Origin of the sequence: Wolbachia endosymbiont of Aedes albopictus (assembly GCF_024804185.1) — a bacterium.
Classification (GTDB): domain Bacteria; phylum Pseudomonadota; class Alphaproteobacteria; order Rickettsiales; family Anaplasmataceae; genus Wolbachia; species Wolbachia pipientis_B.
Map to the genome: position 1 here is coordinate 1,173,571 of NZ_CP101657.1, position 17,360 is coordinate 1,190,930.

General features: G+C 35.3%; 10 protein-coding genes and 1 pseudogene. 1 reads left to right on the plus strand and 10 read right to left on the minus strand.

The genetic code is table 11. The features are described 5' to 3' along the window. Positions 1–13 precede the first annotated feature (13 nt). From NHG98_RS06165 to NHG98_RS06205, 9 genes and pseudogenes are all read right to left on the minus strand, one after another. On the minus strand, positions 14–1,321 hold the full coding sequence (locus NHG98_RS06165) for a hypothetical protein (protein ID WP_143697094.1): 1,308 nt from the start codon (positions 1,319–1,321) through the stop codon (positions 14–16). A gap of 212 nt (positions 1,322–1,533) precedes the next feature. Continuing rightward, on the minus strand, positions 1,534–4,827 hold the full coding sequence (gene carB / locus NHG98_RS06170) for a carbamoyl-phosphate synthase large subunit (RefSeq protein WP_259245405.1): 3,294 nt from the start codon (positions 4,825–4,827) through the stop codon (positions 1,534–1,536). Positions 4,828–5,293: 466 nt separating this feature from the next. After that, positions 5,294–6,214: pseudogene (locus NHG98_RS06175) on the minus strand (IS110 family RNA-guided transposase). Between the two features lie 274 nt (positions 6,215–6,488). Next, complete coding sequence (locus NHG98_RS06180; protein WP_259245406.1) at positions 6,489–6,629, minus strand: hypothetical protein; 141 nt, start codon at positions 6,627–6,629, stop codon at positions 6,489–6,491. Positions 6,630–7,167: 538 nt separating this feature from the next. Beyond that, complete coding sequence (gene ubiA, locus NHG98_RS06185; RefSeq protein WP_096616635.1) at positions 7,168–8,025, minus strand: 4-hydroxybenzoate octaprenyltransferase; 858 nt, start codon at positions 8,023–8,025, stop codon at positions 7,168–7,170. A 3-nt stretch (positions 8,026–8,028) separates the two neighbouring features. Next, entirely contained in the window at positions 8,029–8,445 is a 417-nt protein-coding gene (locus tag NHG98_RS06190; protein ID WP_096616665.1) for a ribosome-binding factor A, read from the minus strand. Positions 8,446–8,454: 9 nt separating this feature from the next. Then, positions 8,455–10,779 (minus strand): translation initiation factor IF-2, encoded by a 2,325-nt coding sequence (gene infB / locus NHG98_RS06195; RefSeq protein ID WP_096616637.1) that lies wholly within the window; start codon positions 10,777–10,779, stop codon positions 8,455–8,457. Positions 10,780–10,788: 9 nt separating this feature from the next. Continuing rightward, on the minus strand, positions 10,789–12,351 hold the full coding sequence (gene nusA / locus NHG98_RS06200) for a transcription termination factor NusA (protein ID WP_096616666.1): 1,563 nt from the start codon (positions 12,349–12,351) through the stop codon (positions 10,789–10,791). Positions 12,352–12,439: 88 nt separating this feature from the next. After that, on the minus strand, positions 12,440–15,514 hold the full coding sequence (locus NHG98_RS06205; protein ID WP_096616640.1) for an efflux RND transporter permease subunit: 3,075 nt from the start codon (positions 15,512–15,514) through the stop codon (positions 12,440–12,442). A gap of 175 nt (positions 15,515–15,689) precedes the next feature. On the opposite strand from NHG98_RS06205, the gene NHG98_RS06210 reads away from it, so the two are divergent. Continuing rightward, positions 15,690–16,292 (plus strand): hypothetical protein, encoded by a 603-nt coding sequence (locus NHG98_RS06210; protein ID WP_259245407.1) that lies wholly within the window; start codon positions 15,690–15,692, stop codon positions 16,290–16,292. A 3-nt stretch (positions 16,293–16,295) separates the two neighbouring features. Here the strand turns inward: NHG98_RS06210 and NHG98_RS06215 are convergent, their stop codons facing one another. After that, positions 16,296–17,033: a type I glutamate--ammonia ligase gene (locus NHG98_RS06215; RefSeq protein WP_096616642.1), complete on the minus strand. Its 738-nt coding sequence runs from the start codon at positions 17,031–17,033 to the stop codon at positions 16,296–16,298. Between the last annotated feature and the right edge of the window lie 327 nt (positions 17,034–17,360).

Below are 17,360 nucleotides of genomic sequence, written 5' to 3' on the forward strand. Positions count from 1 at the left end.
ATGATAGATAGGCCTATTGTTTAGTTCTGTAATTGTGTCCGCTCAGACTAATGTTCTCTAGGTGAGATCGTGGAGTGTTCGTTGCAGTATTTGGTTGTTCAATTATGCTAGTTGGTATAATACTTCTATTTCTTTCAAAATTTCCATCTCGTATAGCTTCCAGAACGCTTTTTCCTCCTAAAAGACAGTTTTCTCCTAAACTTAATCCACTTTTTTTTAATTTTTCAAACACTTCTTCACTACTTTCATCAAGCTTTACTTCTATTTTATTACTATTTTTCTTAGGATTTAGATGAATACTGATTTTTCTTGCTTCACTATCAAAAGATAATATTACACCTTGCTTAAGAACATCCAGATAATTTCTTTTTCCGGTGTAGCTTTCAACTCTTACTATACTTTTCCCAATTTGCAGTATACCAACTCTTAAGTTTAAACTTTTATTCTTTTCATTGCTTAGGATTTTTGCAACTTCAACAGTACTATCTTGTCGATATTTTATACAAAAGCACTCATTATCTATCTCTACTTTTAATTCTAATTTGTCCTTTTGAGCTTGCTCATTTTTGTTTACAATACTTTCATATGCTACATTTTTTAGATCGTTTTCAATTTCCTTACATTCCGCAAAGAGATGCTCGTCAAACTGAAGAGAAGAATTATCTACAAATGCAGTGGTTGCATGTCCTATCCTATCATGATGGAAGAGATGTCGTTTTACCCTCCCGCCCTTTAACAATAAATCACGAACAATGCTTTGTATAATGCTTATATTTTCATCTTTTGTTGCTTCATCTTCATCCTTACTATAATCTAGAAGGTCTATAGGGTCAAACCTAGATGATCTACCACCAGAGGTTGTATTTGTGGTACTTTCAAGAACACCTACTATTTCATTAAATATTAAGTTTACTACAGTTTCTTCACTGCTATTACAACGTGAATTTAACTTTATCCTTTTCTCTAAGTATTTATCTACTACGCTTTTAATACGTTCTAAAGCACCCTCTGTCCAATTTTCTATACTTTGCTGCTTAGATATCTTTGTTTTATACTCTCGTTCATTTTCTTCTATTTTGCCTTTCATCTCCTTACAAAATTCATCAATCAGCTTCTCTTCATTTTCAGTTAATGGTATTTCTAGATCCATTAAAAGTGAGCCACCTTCAGGAAAATAAGAATAATCTGAACTACAGCTCGAATTTGAGTCCCAATCACTTGGTTCAGTAAGGCGTCTATCAGCTGAACTATCATCTGAATCATGATCACTAGAGTTCTGTAGTCGATTATCACTTTCGTGTTCATCTGTTTTGTTTGACAAATCACTGCGAAAGAACTCCATCGGATCTTTTTATTACTTCCAAAACTTTGTGGATCTATTATTTGTTGCTTTTTTATCTCATCAGTCATGTTATATAACCATTAATTCTTTGACAAATACTATAATACATAGGCAAGTCAGTAAAGAAATTTGACTTACATTCCTCTACCACGATTTCGAGATAGAGGAATGAATTATTTTAGTTTTGATATTTAAACATTTTGTATCTGCTGTAATGATTTCACTTCCAATTTGCTATTCTTTACATATTGAATTGCAAGCGCTAACGCTTTACTCCCAGAAGCTGTGGTGCTATAAGCTATATTTTGCAAAATAGCAGTTCTGCGAATATCTTTGCTGTCTGAGACTGACTTTACACCTTTTGAGGTATTGATCACTAGATTTATTTTTCCATCTTTGAGCATATCAACTATGTGGGGTCTGCCTTCTCTCACTTTATTTACAGCTTTTGCAGCAATTCCATTATTGTTCAGATACGAAGCTGTGCCTTTGGTGGCATATATTTCAAAACTCAGTTCTTTCAACATTCGTGCAACAGACAATATATACTCTTTATCATCATCTTTTACTGAAACCAGAGCTGTTCCTTCTGTTGGTAACTTGTATCCTGCAGCCATGTGCGCTTTTGCAAGTGCAGCTTCGAAAGATGAGTCAATTCCCATCACTTCTCCTGTTGATTTCATTTCAGGACCAAGTAAAGTATCAACTCCTGCAAAGCGGGTAAATGGAAAAACAGCAGCTTTAACTGCAAAATGATTGAAAGGCTTGTTTTCCTGATTCAAATTTTTACCCAAAATAACCTGAGTGGCAAGCTTTGCAATAGGAATATTGATTACCTTGGAAATAAAAGGAACGGTTCGACTAGCTCGTAAATTTACTTCAAGTATGTATACATCACTCTCTTGAACAGCAAACTGAATGTTTATCAGACCTTTCACTTCTAGTGCAAGAGCTATTCTTTCAGTTTGGAGCTCGATCTCTTTTATTACTTCGTCACTCAATGTATTTGTCGGTATTGAGCATGTTGAATCGCCAGAGTGGATACCAGCTTCTTCAATATGCTCCATGACCGCTGCAATGAAAACTTTTTCCCCATCACACACAGCATCAACGTCAACCTCAACTGCATTGACTAAAAATTTATCAAGAAGAAGCGATCCGTGTTCAAAAATTTTGGTTTGATTCAAGACATACTCTTTAAAGCTCTGAGAATCGTGTCTAATCGACATAGACTGACCGCCGAGGACATATGATGGCCTGACTACTAGTGGAAACTCCACCTTTTCTGCATTGGTTAACGCTTCTTTTACTGAATGGCAGATAGAACTTTCAGGTTGTTTTAAATTAAGTTGCAAAGCAAGGTTTTTAAATCTCATGCGATCTTCTGCAAGGTCAATAGAATCAAACGAAGTTCCCAGAATTTTAAAACCTCTCTCGTTAAGCACTTTGGCTAACTTTAAAGATGTTTGACCACCTATTTGAACTATTACACCAACCAGTGTGCCATTTTCTTGCTCTTTGCTTAGTATTTCAAGCACATCCTCTGCAATCAGTGGGGCGAAATATAAACGATCAACGGTATCATAATCAGTTGAAACGGTTTCTGGATTACAGTTAATCATTATTGTTTCATACCCCATTTCTTTGGCGGCAGAAGCTGCATGTACGCATGCATAATCAAACTCAATACCTTGACCAATGCGATTTGGACCACTTCCTAAAATGACAACCTTTTCTCGGTCAGAAACATCTGCTTCGCACTCCATTCCCTCTGTCATCCGAGTAGCTGACACTGGGATCCATTCTTCCTTATCTCTGGATTCCAGCGTCACGCGCTGGAATGACATCATTGTGTTACCCTCATAACAGCCATACATATAAGCAGTGCTCGATTCAAATTCAGCTGCACAGGTATCTACACGCTTATAAACTTGTTTAATGCCAAATCTTTTTCTTATTGCTTCAATTTGCTCTACTTTCTTATTGCTTAATTTTGCCAATCTTGCATCTGAAAACCCCATTTTTTTCAGCTCTAACATTTCATATGCAGTCTCAGGAAGGCCGTTTTCCTTGATTTTTTGTTCAGCTAATATAATTTGCTGTATATTCTGCAAAAACCATAAGTCATATCCTGTAATCGAATTTATTTCTTCTATGCTTATTCCATGACGCATTGCGTCAGCAGCAATCAGTAATCTGTTTGGCAGCAATTTTGCTAATTGAGATTTAACATCTGTGTCTTCAGAAAACACTTCATCAAGTCCTGTAAGACCAGTTTCAAGTGAACGGAAAGCTTTCTGTAGTGACTCATTAAAAGTGCGGCCTATAGACATCACTTCCCCCACTGATTTCATGGAAGTTGATAGCTCACAATTCGTCCCCTTAAACTTCTCAAATTCAAAACGAGGAATTTTAGTGACGATATAATCAATCACTGGTTCGAATGCTGCTGGTATTATTGGAGCACAGTCGTTACGTATTTCGTCGAGCGAATAGCCAATAGCAAGTTTAGTTACAACTTTTGCAATAGGATAGCCTGTTGCTTTCGAAGCAAGTGCAGAAGAGCGAGAAACCCTTGGATTCATTTCAATCACAACGAGGCTTCCATCTTCTTTAGGATTCACTGCAAACTGCACATTTGCACCACCGGCGCTAACATCAATTTCTCTCAGCACTGCTATAGATGCATTTCTCATCTGTTGGTATTCTACGTCACGCAGAGTCAAAGCAGGGGCAACCGTGATACTATCCCCAGTGTGCACTCCCATTGGATCAATATTTTCTATCGAACAGACTATTATGCAGTTATCTTTACAATCACGGATAACTTCCATTTCATATTCTTTCCAGCCGATAATTGATTCATCTATCTGAACTTCATTTATTGGCGAAATTTTGAGAGCACTTTTTGCAATATTGAAAAACTCCTCTTTATTGTATGCTATGCCGCTACCTGCACCACCAAGGGTGAATGACGAGCGGATGATTGCTGGTAATCCAATGTAATCCAAAGCCTTTCTTATTTGTTCTTGATTTTTTATAATGATACTTTTGGGGTATTTTAGCCCTATTTTATCCATGGACTGACGGAATAACTCTCTATCCTCTGCTTTTTTTATTGCTTCTCTATTTACCCCTATTAATTCTACATTGTATTTGTCTAACACTCCATCATCTGCAAGTTTTATTGCACAATTAAGTGCTGTTTGCCCGCCCATTGTTGGCAATATTGCGCCTGGCCTCTCCTTAACTATAATTTTCTCTATGATTTCAGGCAGCACCGGCTCAATATACGTCGCATCAGAAAACTCAGGATCTGTCATTATAGTTGCAGGATTGGAGTTAACCAAAATGACTTTATAACCTTCACTTTTTAATACTTTACAGCTTTGCGTTCCGGAATAATCAAACTCGCATGCCTGACCTATAACTATTGGGCCTGCTCCTATTACTAATATAGATTCTATATCTGTGCGTTTTGGCATAATTACAATAACGATTTCTGTTCAAATAATGTTACCAATCTTTCCTGTATATGTGAATTTTTATTAAACCTATTAGCTAACTACTTTTAGGCTTGACGACTATTACTATGGTTATATAGCTAGCACAAATTAGATCTCCCTACGTCATACCGCCGCGGTATCTCAAAGCTAGATCCCGCTAACAAGTAGCGGGATGACGAATTGCTTAACCTTCATACCGCCACGAACCGTCATATCAACTATGTTTTTTTTAAATTTTTTGAATTTAGTTTTATTACAACTCTTGTTTATAATTTTGTATTTTTATTCAATTAGAAAATGCATTTTTGACAATAAACACCCTAATTTATCATAGAAAAATTTTATATCAAACAACAGTTACTGCTTAGATTTTATGGTTAACGAATATGTGCTTTAAGTGTGTGTGGACGCACATATTCGTTAACTTATTTTCTATGCAGATTTTTTAATTCACATTAACTGCTTCTTTAAGCCTGGCATTAGCAATAACCATAATTTTACGCATTAGAGCTTACCATCTTCTTCTTACCACTTTCAATGAGCTTGGAATAAAAGGCACCAAGTGCAGATTTGGACTTTGCAGCAGCCATTGCAGCCGTAAAAAGCTTAGTACGAACATTGCTTCTACCGCCTGTTATTCTTCGATAACCAATAGCTTTTCCACTTTCTTTTGGATGCGGTGCAACTCCAGCAAGACTTGCTACTTCTTTTCTGTTTAAGTAGCCAAGCTCCGGCATCAGACACACAAAATCTTGTGATAACTTTGGACCTATTCCTGGCACTGTTCTCAGAATTTTTTGGCGCTTCTGTAACTCTAGATTTTTATCAATGATTTTTTGTATGGCATTATTGAGCTTATTTATCTGACTGTTAAAAAAGTCAATGGTTTTTTGGCAACTTTTTTTTGTGTAGTCATTTTCAGGTGCTTCCAACCTACATTTCTCTTGGGCTCTCATTTGTGTAAGGTCATCACGACGTTGACAAAGTGCAATCAAAGTTGATTGTTCTTTAGAAGTAGGGAGAAAGAGTTCTATGGCGCATACTGAGCAAGAGCCATTGCATCTGATTTATCAGACTTTGCTAAAGTTCCGTGAGACAAGATAAAGCTTTTTACTTTACGGGTATTAGCTCGATGTACAGCGATATTCTTGTCAATAAGAAAATGCGATAAACCAAGCTCATATTTTCCTGTATTTTCTAAAGTTACTAAAGAATTAGGTAAGATACCTGAAAACTTTTTAAACAATTGTTGCCAACCAGAAGCATTATTATCAAATTCGACAACACTCTTCTGTGTGTGAACCGCAACAACATTTTTAAATTTTCCGATGTCAATACCAATAAAGTTTTGATAAGATGTAACCATATTAACAACCTCGATAGTTTATTGATTTAAGATTGTAAACGGGTGCATACATATGTCCCATGCAACTATTCAAACGTATCGAGGGATAGGGCTAGTGTACCTTGATATAGACGGTTGTTATAACACCAACGCCGCGCACACGCCCGTGATAGCTCTATTCCTATAGTGAGTAGAGTTATCTTCCCTCTTGTTTCTTTTATAACATATTTTTAACTTACAACCGCCGCGGTGCTAACAAGAGATCCCGCTAACAAGCAGCGGGATGACGAATTGCTTAACCTTCATACCGCCGCAGACCGTCATACCGCCGCGGCGCTAACAAGAGATCCCGCTGTGAGATGACGAATTGCTTAACCGTCATGCCACCACGAACCGTCATACCGCGATTCATTCGCGGTATCTCATCCGCTAACACGTAGCAGGATGACGGTTGTCGGTGAACCTAAGTTACTTTAGCTGTAAACATTAAGAAATTTACCAAACGAAAAAAAAGGCAAAAGAAGACCTGGTCATTGTCTATTTTCAGTATTTGGCGTTTTTTAAATCTTAAACACTGCAATTTAGCTGCTTTTAAACGCAACTCACCTTAGTTTAAATGTTTAAGAAATTTACTAAGCAGAAAAAAAGGCAAAAGAAACCCCGTGTTAGCTAGTTGTCACTCTCTAATCATGCAAATTGGCGTACTATACTGTCTTAAACGACTTATAAGCGCGTTTCAGCTTATATAGGTAAAAACCCAGAAATGTTGTGAAGACATAAGGTGCACATAGTGCAAAAAATTAAAAATAAGACGCCAACTACGTTGTTTTCTTGCTGTTTAATCTGCACAGATGAAGATAACTGAATACCTTCAATATCATGATAAGGGGGCTGGCGAAACTTGTCAAGCAAGTTTTTTCGTTTCTGCGAGCTACTTGAGTTATTGACTTCATTAGAGCCAAAACTCTTGAGACCTAGGTGATAATTCTATCTAAAAGGATGCCAAAAAAGAGAAGCAACCCTACGTAGGAATTATTTTTAAATATGGACATGCATTGACTGGGATCGTCAGGATTGAAATTTTTGTATTGGCGGTGAAATATGAACCCTACAGCAAGTAGAGCAATATAAAAGATGTTATTTAATGATGATAAGATACCAGCATATAGCCACGTCATAAGAGATATTAAATAAAATCTTTTCAACCAAGATTTTGTTGTATCACCAAAATATAATGCGGTAGATTTCATTCCGAGTTTTTCATCATCTTTTTTATCTTGGTGAGCGTATATGGTGTCATAGCTAAGTGTCCAAAAGACGCATCCTATATAAAACAGCAAGGATTCTATACTGATCTGGTTTATTATTGCTGCTGAGCCCATGAGCGATCCCATATTGAAGGTAAACCCTAAGAACAATTGTGGCCACCAAATATACCGCTTTAATAAAGGGTAAGTAGCTATCATACACATTGAGATTATTCCAAGTATGAGTGTGGTTTTATTAGTTAACAATAAAATTACCAAAGCGATAGATAGTAGCAGTAAGAGTAAAACCAAAGCCTGCTTTATGTTTAATGCACCACTTGCAAGTGGCCTATATTTTGTTCGTTCAACGTGTGCATCTATTTCCCTATCGAAAATGTCATTGATTATGCACCCTGCAGGTCTCATTAAAAATGCGCCTATAGTGAACAAAACAAGGAGAAAAAGAGCCTGATACGATAGAGAAGTTGAGGCTAAAAGAATACCGCTCAAACTGGGAAATAGCACAAGCCACAAACCTGTTAAACTGTGCAATCTCATTAATGAAAAGCAATCGTTGAAATACATTAATTAAGTGTGATTATGTAATATTTTGCTTACATTAACAAAATTATCGAACGCTAAATCAGGCTTGAAAACTAACTCAGGTATAAATCGCAAATCAACATAACACAATATAGATTTACGTATTGACCATGCAGATTGGTTCATTTCATTAATAACAGTGTTAATATCACAATTATTCTCAGAAGGATCTCCAGTGCGGGATGCTGAAATCCATGTACTTTTTTCTGAATCTGAGTAGTCAGCTACTTGGATATTCAATGAAGATACCACAATATATACATCTGCTTTTTTCAAATCTTTACTTAATTTTACGTCAGATACCGCTACATTTTTATTGAACACCTTACCTTCCATTAGGACTCTTGATATTGCTCTATGCAATACCGATGCTATTTTTAGGTTTCTAATTTCCTTTTTCATATCCATCTACTATAACACCCTTTCTTCTTGCACTAATTGATAAGCTTCCAAAATATCTCCAACTTTAATATCGATATTACTCTCTAGTGACACTCCGCATTCAAAGTTTACACCTACTTCTTTAACATCGTCTTTAAATCTACGTAGTGCTTTTAACTTTCCTTCATGCACCAATTTGCCACCACGCACTACCTTAATTAAAGAATCTTTTCTTATGACTCCATCACTTACGTAACATCCAATGATATTACCAGCTTTAGATACATTAAATATTTGCTTTACAGATGCAGAACCAACACGAACCTCTCGTGTAACAGGCTTTAACATTTTAGTTAAATACATTCTCATGTCGTCAATGAGCTCGTATATTATGTTATAAGTATGTATTTCTACACTTTTTTGTTTTGCCAAGTCCCTTATTTTTGAGTCCACTTTTACATTAAAAGCTAAAATTACTGCACTTGATGCTTCTGCAAGCAGCACATCTGAATCTGTTATCCCTCCTACTGCTTTGTGTAGGATATTTAATTTCACTTGGTCTTTACCGAGTTTATCAATTGAACTTGATATTGCTTCAATAGAACCAGTTACATCGCACTTTAAAACTACAGATAGTTCTTCTGTTCCACTGTTATTACGACTGAATATATCTAAATTATTGTCGTCTGAATCTTCTTTCTTTTTCTTGATCAACTCTAGCCTGTATTCAACAATTTCACGCGCCTGCTTTTCAGAATTTACAACAACAAATTTATCTCCAGCATTTGGCACACCATTTAGACCAGTAATTTCAATTGGAGCGGAGGGTAGTGCTGCTTTTTCTCCTTGACCAAGGTGATTAACCATACTACGTACTTTGCTGTATGTTGTACCAACTACCAATATATCACCAACCTTTAACGTTCCTTCCTCAACTATCAATGTAGCTGATATTCCTTTCGCTTTATCTATTTTGGATTCTATTACCCATCCAAGTGCTCGACAATCTTCTATTGCTTCTAGCTTCATTAATTCAGCGATTAACAAAATCGCCTCTTCTAGTTTATCTAAGTTAGTTTTCTTTTTTGCTGATACTGGCACAATCATAATATCACCACCAAGCTCTTCAGAGATGAGATCATATTGAGGCAAACTATTAATTATTTTTTCTATATCACCAGGCTCAGATTTATCAATTTTATTAATAGCAACTATAATAGAAACATTTGCTGCTTTTGCATGATTTATTGCTTCAACTGTTTGTTTCATGATTCCATCGTCAGCTGCAACTACTATTACAACTATATTAGTAATATTGGCACCACATGCACGCATCGCAGTGAACGCTTCATGTCCTGGTGTATCAATAAAAGTAATTTTTTGCTTATCTTTTGTCGTTATTTGATAAGCACCTATGTGTTGAGTGATGCCACCTGACTCTCTTTCTGCAACATTAGATTCACGAAATGCATCGAGCAATGAGGTTTTACCATGATCGACGTGTCCCATAAAAGTGACGATTGGTGGTTTAGGTTTTTTAGGCAGGCTTTCTCTGCCTTCTATAAAAAATAAATCCTTTTCTCTGTTGGTATCGCTCACTCGTTTAGCCGTATGACTAAATTTTTCCACTATTTCAGATGCTATATCTGGATCTACCAAATCATCCACTCTATAACTCTCACCGACTTCTTCTTTGAACATTTTTAGCACACTCTTGCTATCTTCTGCCATACGAATAGATAACTCCCTGATAGTTATTTTGTCTGGTATAATAACTTCTCTTGATATATTTTTACCCTTAGTAAACTTTGACTTTTTACTTCTTATACCAAATCTTTGCTTAAATACAGGGGGTTGTTCAGTTTTTTCATCTATTGCATGTGCAATTACCAGTTTAGAATGCTTAGAATATATATCTTTGTTGACTTTGGAAGACTTTTTATTGTCGCCCTCATAGTCAATATTATCTTCTCTTAGTTCAACTAAGTGAGTATTACTTAAAACTTTCTTATTTATTTCTTTAGATAAAGTGTCCGCTTCATTTTTCTCGTCAATCTCTTTATTGTTGTCTTCTTTTGCTGTTTTCTCTTTTTCTTCTCTCTGATTTCTTTCTTTCAGCAAAGCAGCATTCTGCACAGCATTAATGCGGAAGATTTGTTCTTTCTCTGTTAAAGAACCTAATTTACTCTCATCAAATAAATTATGTTCTTCTGCATCATGAGATTTTTTTCTTCTTTTTTTTACTATTGTAGCTCCAGTACTTGGGCTAGCTGAAGAGTTTAAATTGAGGTCTAATTTAAGCTTGCTTAAGCCTTGGAGCGTTAATTTTTTATTACTGATATCTTCATTATTCATATTATTTTATTATATTAACCCAAGCTTTTTACGTGCTTCTATGATTATTGAGTCTACTGTATCTTTTAGATTTTCTTTACTATCAGCTGAGGAAGAGAGTATGCTGCAAAACTCATAACTTGATAAATCTGCTATGTCCTCTAAAGTCTTAATATCATGTTTGCTAAGAGCAATTTTATTGTCTATTGATAAAGTTAAATTGATTACATCATCTTCCATACCCAGACTTTTTAGCTCTTCTATTTTTCTATCATTTTCTGCTTTCAGATACTTGTTTGCTCTATTATGAAGTTCGTTTGCAATATCCTCATTAAAGCCCTCTATTGAAGCAAGCTCTTTGATTGAAGCGCTGGATATATCTTCTACGCTTGAAAAACCTTCTGTTACCAATAGCTGACCCATAATCTCTTCTAAGTTTAAAGCTTCAGCAAATAAAGCTGAACATTGACTAAGTTCTTTACTTCGCCTTTCTGATTCCTGCTGAGTGCTTAATATCTCAATTTTCCATCCAACAAGCTCTGAAGCTAATCTTACATTCTGGCCCTTTTTTCCTATAGCTAAACTCAATTGATCTTCAGCAACTATTAACTCTATGCAATTTTCATTTTCATCAATAATAACCTTCGATACTTCTGCAGGAGTAATGGCTTTAATAACAAATTGACCCAAATCTGAGGAGTAATTTATAACGTCAATTTTTTCACCATTTAATTCGTGTATAATAGTTTTTATTCTATCTCCCTTAACTCCAACACAAGCACCTACTGGATCGATGTTCTTGTCAGGAGAGAAAACAGCAACCTTAGACCTTGAGCCGGCGTCTCTAGCTATACCTTTAATTGTTACTAACCCGTCAGCAATTTCTGGTATTTCTTGATTTAATAATGCCTCTAAAAAGCCTTCATGAGTCCTAGAAAGAATAATTTGACGTCCATCATCAGAGCGCTTAACGGTCTGTATGTAAGTTTTAACCTTATCGCCTTCACGAAATGATTCACCACCGGTCAAATTTCGCAATGGAAGATATGCCCTAGTGCCATTTATGTCTATAATAAGATCTGAATATTCTACTTGTTTAACAATACCATACCTTATTTCTCCCACCTTATCTTTAAATTCCTCATATTGCTTTTTTGACTCTTCATCTTTAATTATTTGAGCAATCTTTTGCTGGGCAATCCTTGCTGAAGCAAGATCAGTGTTAAGAGAGAGCAATTCACTAACATTATCTCCAACTTTTGCATCTCCTTTTATTAATTTAGCTTGTGTCAGCGTAATTGATTCATACTCAGTATTCTTTTCTCCATCGGATTCGTCATCAATAACTTTTAGTTTTCTGTATGAAGTAACTTTGCCTGTATTTCTATCTATATTAACTACAATTTTACTTTTGCTACCATATTTTTGATAAGCCACTGCTTCTATAGCACTTTCTAGTGCCTTTATTACAACATTAAAATCTAAACCTTTTTGAAGTGAAAGTTCTCCTGCTGTTTTTATTACATCAAGGCTTCCAACTATGTTATTCTTGTTACTTTTCTGCTTAACACTGCTTTTACGATTAGCAATCATAATAAATAAATCCAATGTAATTAGTGATAATTATAGCTTCAACGGGCAAAGAACGCTATCTTAAATGTTAAATGATTGCTAATTTAAGTCAAGTTTTTTCATGTCTTTGTATGACAAGCAACGCAGGAGTAAAGAATAAAGTTAAGACCGTTGCAGCCAATATTCCACTTGCTATGGTTGTTGAAATGTCAACCCACCACTGGCTTGATGGAGCATCATATATGATTTGTAGCGTAAAAAAATTGATATTTAACCTGGTAATCATCGCTATTAAACCAAGAACTGTGGTTGCAACGGTAAGCAATATTGGCCTCACGCGAGAAATTGCAGCGTTTATTACACATCGCTTGATGTCATTTTCGTGTACCTTAATTTGGTGATGAAAGGCATCAAGCAATAGTATGTTATTATTCACTATAATTCCTGCCAAAGCAATTATCCCCACTCCACACATAACAACTACGAAAACTTGTTGGATAAGAAAGAAAACAAAAAACACACATGTTGTGGATAAAAACACTGCTGTCATTACGATAAATGTATGGTATACATTATTAAACTGTGTCACTAATACCAATATCATTAGTGTAATTGCTAATATAAAAGCCTTTAACAAAAATGTTCCTGATTTTTTTTGATCTTCTTTGTCGCCTTTAAAATCAATTTTTACTCCCTTGTCCCAATTCTGGGCAATAGAATTCTGGATGAACTTTACTCTTTCATTAACAAGATAGCCCGTATCCACATCAGCGGAAATTGTCACTGTACGTAATCCATCAATCCTATTTAGTTTGTTTACCTTTTTTTCGGGAGCATATTTTACTATGTTGCTCATAGGATACGGGCCATTAACTGTATTGATAAAAAGATTATCTATAGTTTTCATGTTGCGGTTCCTTCTGGGGAAACGGAGTACAATATCGATTTCTTCATCCGTGTTATTTGGTCTATATTTTCCAATCAACACTCCATTTGTAACCATCTTTATAAAATCGCCAATGGTTGCAACACTTACTCCAGAACTTGTAGCCTTACTCTTATCAACACTCATATTCCACTCTATTTCAGGTGCTGATCTGCTATCTTGAATATTTATAAACCCGGATGAAGGTTGGTCCATAATTTTTAGAATTTTATCTGCTGCTAGATTCAGATTGGATGCACTTCCGCTGAGGTTAATTTGTATTGGCTTGTCAGCCGAAGGTCCTAACTTTTCCTCTTGAACATTAATTATTATTCCTTTCATGTCTTGCACACTGCTTCTTATATCGTTTAATATGTGCTTAGCTTTGCGCCTGAAGCGCCAATCCATAAGTTCTAGTTGAATTCTGGCAATAACGTTGTCTGAAAATGCTCCTGATCTAGCATAAGAAACATGAATTTCTTTTTCAACGCTCAAAATGCGTTCTTCCACTTCTTTGAGTATCAGATCTCGTTCTTTAGCTGATAAGCTTTCTTTTGCTTTAACACTGATTAAAATATTATCTGAATCCATTTTCGGAAAAAACTTCACTCCAGGACCAAAGGTAAAGTACAGCACACTAAATGAAAACAGGACGAATACAGTAGCACATATGAATTTTTTAGGATGATCTAAAACCTTCTCTAGCATGCGTGTGTAAGCTCTTATTATAGGTCCAGCATTTTTTATCTCACCACTTTCTATAGCACTCATTTTTTTTATTTCTTTTTTTGAAGTTATCGAAGGCTTGCCAAATATTGCACCAAGTGTTGGTATAAAAACCAAAGCCATAATGAGCGATCCAGTTAAAGTTAGAATTATTGTAATTGGTATGTACTGCATGAATTTACCAACAGTATCAGGCCAGAATAATAAAGGAAAAAATACTGCTAATTTAGTTAACGTTGATGATAGAACTGGATAAAACATATCACGAACTGAAGTGTGAAAGGCTTCTACTTTGTCCATTCCGCAGATCATCTTTCTATCGGCATATTCGCTAATCACAATTGCATCATCAACCAGCATGCCAACAGCCATAATTAAACTGAAGAGCACAACGATATTTAAGGTTATGCCCATAAAGTAAAGAGCTATTATCCCAATGAAAAAGGAACCTGGTATCGAGAGTGCCACAAGAATAGCAATCCTTGTTCCCATAGAAAGCATCATTATGATCAATATTAACAACACAGCAAATATTATGCCGTTTTCCAAGTCATCAAGCACATCGCGGACGTTTTTTGACTGGTCATTTAAGTACACCACTTTTAAATTTTCAGGTAATTGATCTTTTGCCTTATCCATTAAGTATTTTACTTGATTTACTGTGTCTATTATGTTTTTTCCGTTACGTTTTGAAATTTCTAGCACGACACTAGGTAATCCATTAATGCGAGCAAACCCTTGGTGGTCCTCAAACCTAGGATATACTTTTGCTATATCTTTGATTCTCAAAACTGCATCGCCTTGAGATCTAATAGGAATATTCATAATGTCTTCTATATCTTTTAATAACCCTGATATTTTAATCGAATATTTACCGGTATCGTTTTCCAGTGACCCAGCTCCCACTAGTCTATTATTGCTTGATATAGCTTGGAATATTTCGTTTGATTGAATGTTATATTTTGTTAGAACTGTGGGCTCAATTATAACTTCCACTGTTTCTTTACGCATACCCGCCACTTCAACTTTGAGAATATTTGGCAGAGATTCTATTTCTTTCTTTAGCTTGCGTGCTATTTCAGTTAAGGCTCTTTCTGGTAAATTACCAATTAAGCCGACATTGAGTATCGGAAATAAGCTCAAGTTTATTTCATTGATTATCGCAGATTCCGCTTCAACAGGTAACTTCGATTTTATGTTTGAAAGCTTTGAACGGACATTGTCGAGCACTTCTTTATTATCATACTCTGTTCCAAATTCGAGTATCATGTGAGCACCATCATTAGTTGCAAAAGCTCTCAATTCTCTTACACCTTCGATGGATCTTAGTTCATTTTCTATAGGAAGCACTAATAGCTTTTCACTATCTTGAGCAGAAATCCCAGGAAGTCCAACAAACACGCTGATTATAGGAATCTGTATATCAGGGTTACTTTCCCTTGGCATTTTTACATAAACGTATGAACCGAAGATAAAAATTACTATAAGTAATAATACCACCGCCCTGTTTCGCTCTATGAGTAAGCTCTGCATGTTGAATGTTAACTGAATATGTGCGTTTGTACAATATTATAGTCGAGATACATTGCATATTAATTAATCCTTGTATAGCTTTAAAACTTTACGCAAATAATTAAAATTTTCGCAAAGTTGCAAGTATAAGAAAATTTCTGTATAATAATTCTAGAACAGTATTTGAGAGGTTATTATGGTGGCAATTCTAAATATAACAAAAGGCAAAAATAAAGTTATTGTGTCTGTACTAGCTGGGGCTTTATCAGCTTTAATATTTTTAACAGCAATTCACATTGCCGCAAAGATAGCCATTATAGTTGCTGCTGCTGTAGTCACTTACTTATTACTTTCGCTGATTCGTAAAATAAGAACTAAAAAAGAACAGCCTGCTGAAATTACTGGTGTTTCAGGAGATAAAGTTTCAGAAGATGAAGGGTATAGCAGTGTTGATGAAGGTAAAGAAAAAGATACGGAAATATCCGAAAAAGAACCAAAAAGAACTGAAACTGAGCTAGAAGAAGAAATAATAAGGAAAAGAGCAGAAGAAAAAATGAAAAATGGACTACCTGAACATATGGACCTTGACGGTAACTCACTTGCTGGGGCTGATGATACAAGTCAGACTAAATACGCAACGAACTATATGGATTTAATGCGATCCCCTCCTATGCCTATGAATGGATGTTACCAGGAAATCACAGAAGTTGCCAGTGCTCCAAAAACTTTTGTCACTAGTGATTCAATGAGAATGCCAGAGCGGCTAACTATGAAAGATATTGTTAACCAACGTGGTTAGAGTTTATATCAAACTCTCCATCTTATATTGAGAATCAGATGCAATGCCGTACACTCTATTTGGTGGAGCAGTTTTGTTCTCTATACCAAAAACTATACCTTCAATTATTGCTGTGAGTACTTTTTCAAGGTTACAGTCTGCTCCAGGAACACGGTGCTCTAGGCGGCATCTTTTGGAATCGTTGCCAAAATAGGGAATTCTTATTGCAGCAGTTCTGTTATTTACTCCCCAACTAATTGTAGTTGGAGTATGAATATCCGGGTACTGAAATCTTAAATATGAATCATCATTTGGAGCAAAAAACAACATATGTTTTTTCATCATTGCACATAATCCACCAATACTATGAATCAAATAATCACTATACTTTTGCTCATTGATATAAAATAAGTTATCGTTATTTGAATTCACGAGATTAACATGCACATTTAATGCACTGCCTGCTCTATCCAAATAAGGCTTTGCTTTAAAAGAAACATTCCCGCCAAGCTTTTGTGCTGTTTCAGTAAGTAATTGTTTCGCTAACTCAAAATGCTTAATTAAATTGTCAGAGTTCGTATAACAACCACTTTTTATCTCATATTGATGTGTAGAATTCTCCTTCTCGCAAGAAAATTCAAGAGATGCTATTTTATTTTTGGTGCTACTCAGAAATAAATATTCTTTTTCTATTCCTTCAATGTAAAACTCTAGTTCAATACCGAATACAGCATGACAACTCGAATTACTTAATATAATCATAAATTTGCTTCAGTAGATCTATATTAGGTTAGCTATATTTATATGAATACTTTACTTATTTGCCAGTAAATTTAACATCTTATTTATACATAATGTATTACTATTTTTAATAGCATGCTTTTAATCCTCGATACAAGCGACATTTACAAATTGATCATTTTTTTGAAATAAAAATGATCAATTTTAGTGTTTTTATACCCTTTACAACCCATCAAAAAATCACCATAATTTTTAGCGTGTGTTTAAGTAGTATTAGCTTTTTATTTTACAGTAAACTATTGATTATCTTATATTTTCTAATTATTACTTTTTTTCTTGGTGTGGTGT

Coding starts and splice junctions, on each gene's coding strand:
- carB (WP_259245405.1), bottom strand. CDS start 4,827: ATGCCAAAACGCACAGATATAGAATCTATATTAGTAATAGGAGCAGGC.
- ubiA (WP_096616635.1), bottom strand. CDS start 8,025: ATGTATTTCAACGATTGCTTTTCATTAATGAGATTGCACAGTTTAACA.
- NHG98_RS06190 (WP_096616665.1), bottom strand. CDS start 8,445: ATGAAAAAGGAAATTAGAAACCTAAAAATAGCATCGGTATTGCATAGA.
- infB (WP_096616637.1), bottom strand. CDS start 10,779: ATGAATAATGAAGATATCAGTAATAAAAAATTAACGCTCCAAGGCTTA.
- nusA (WP_096616666.1), bottom strand. CDS start 12,351: ATGATTGCTAATCGTAAAAGCAGTGTTAAGCAGAAAAGTAACAAGAAT.
- NHG98_RS06205 (WP_096616640.1), bottom strand. CDS start 15,514: ATGCAGAGCTTACTCATAGAGCGAAACAGGGCGGTGGTATTATTACTT.
- NHG98_RS06210 (WP_259245407.1), top strand. CDS start 15,690: ATGGTGGCAATTCTAAATATAACAAAAGGCAAAAATAAAGTTATTGTG.
- NHG98_RS06215 (WP_096616642.1), bottom strand. CDS start 17,033: ATGATTATATTAAGTAATTCGAGTTGTCATGCTGTATTCGGTATTGAA.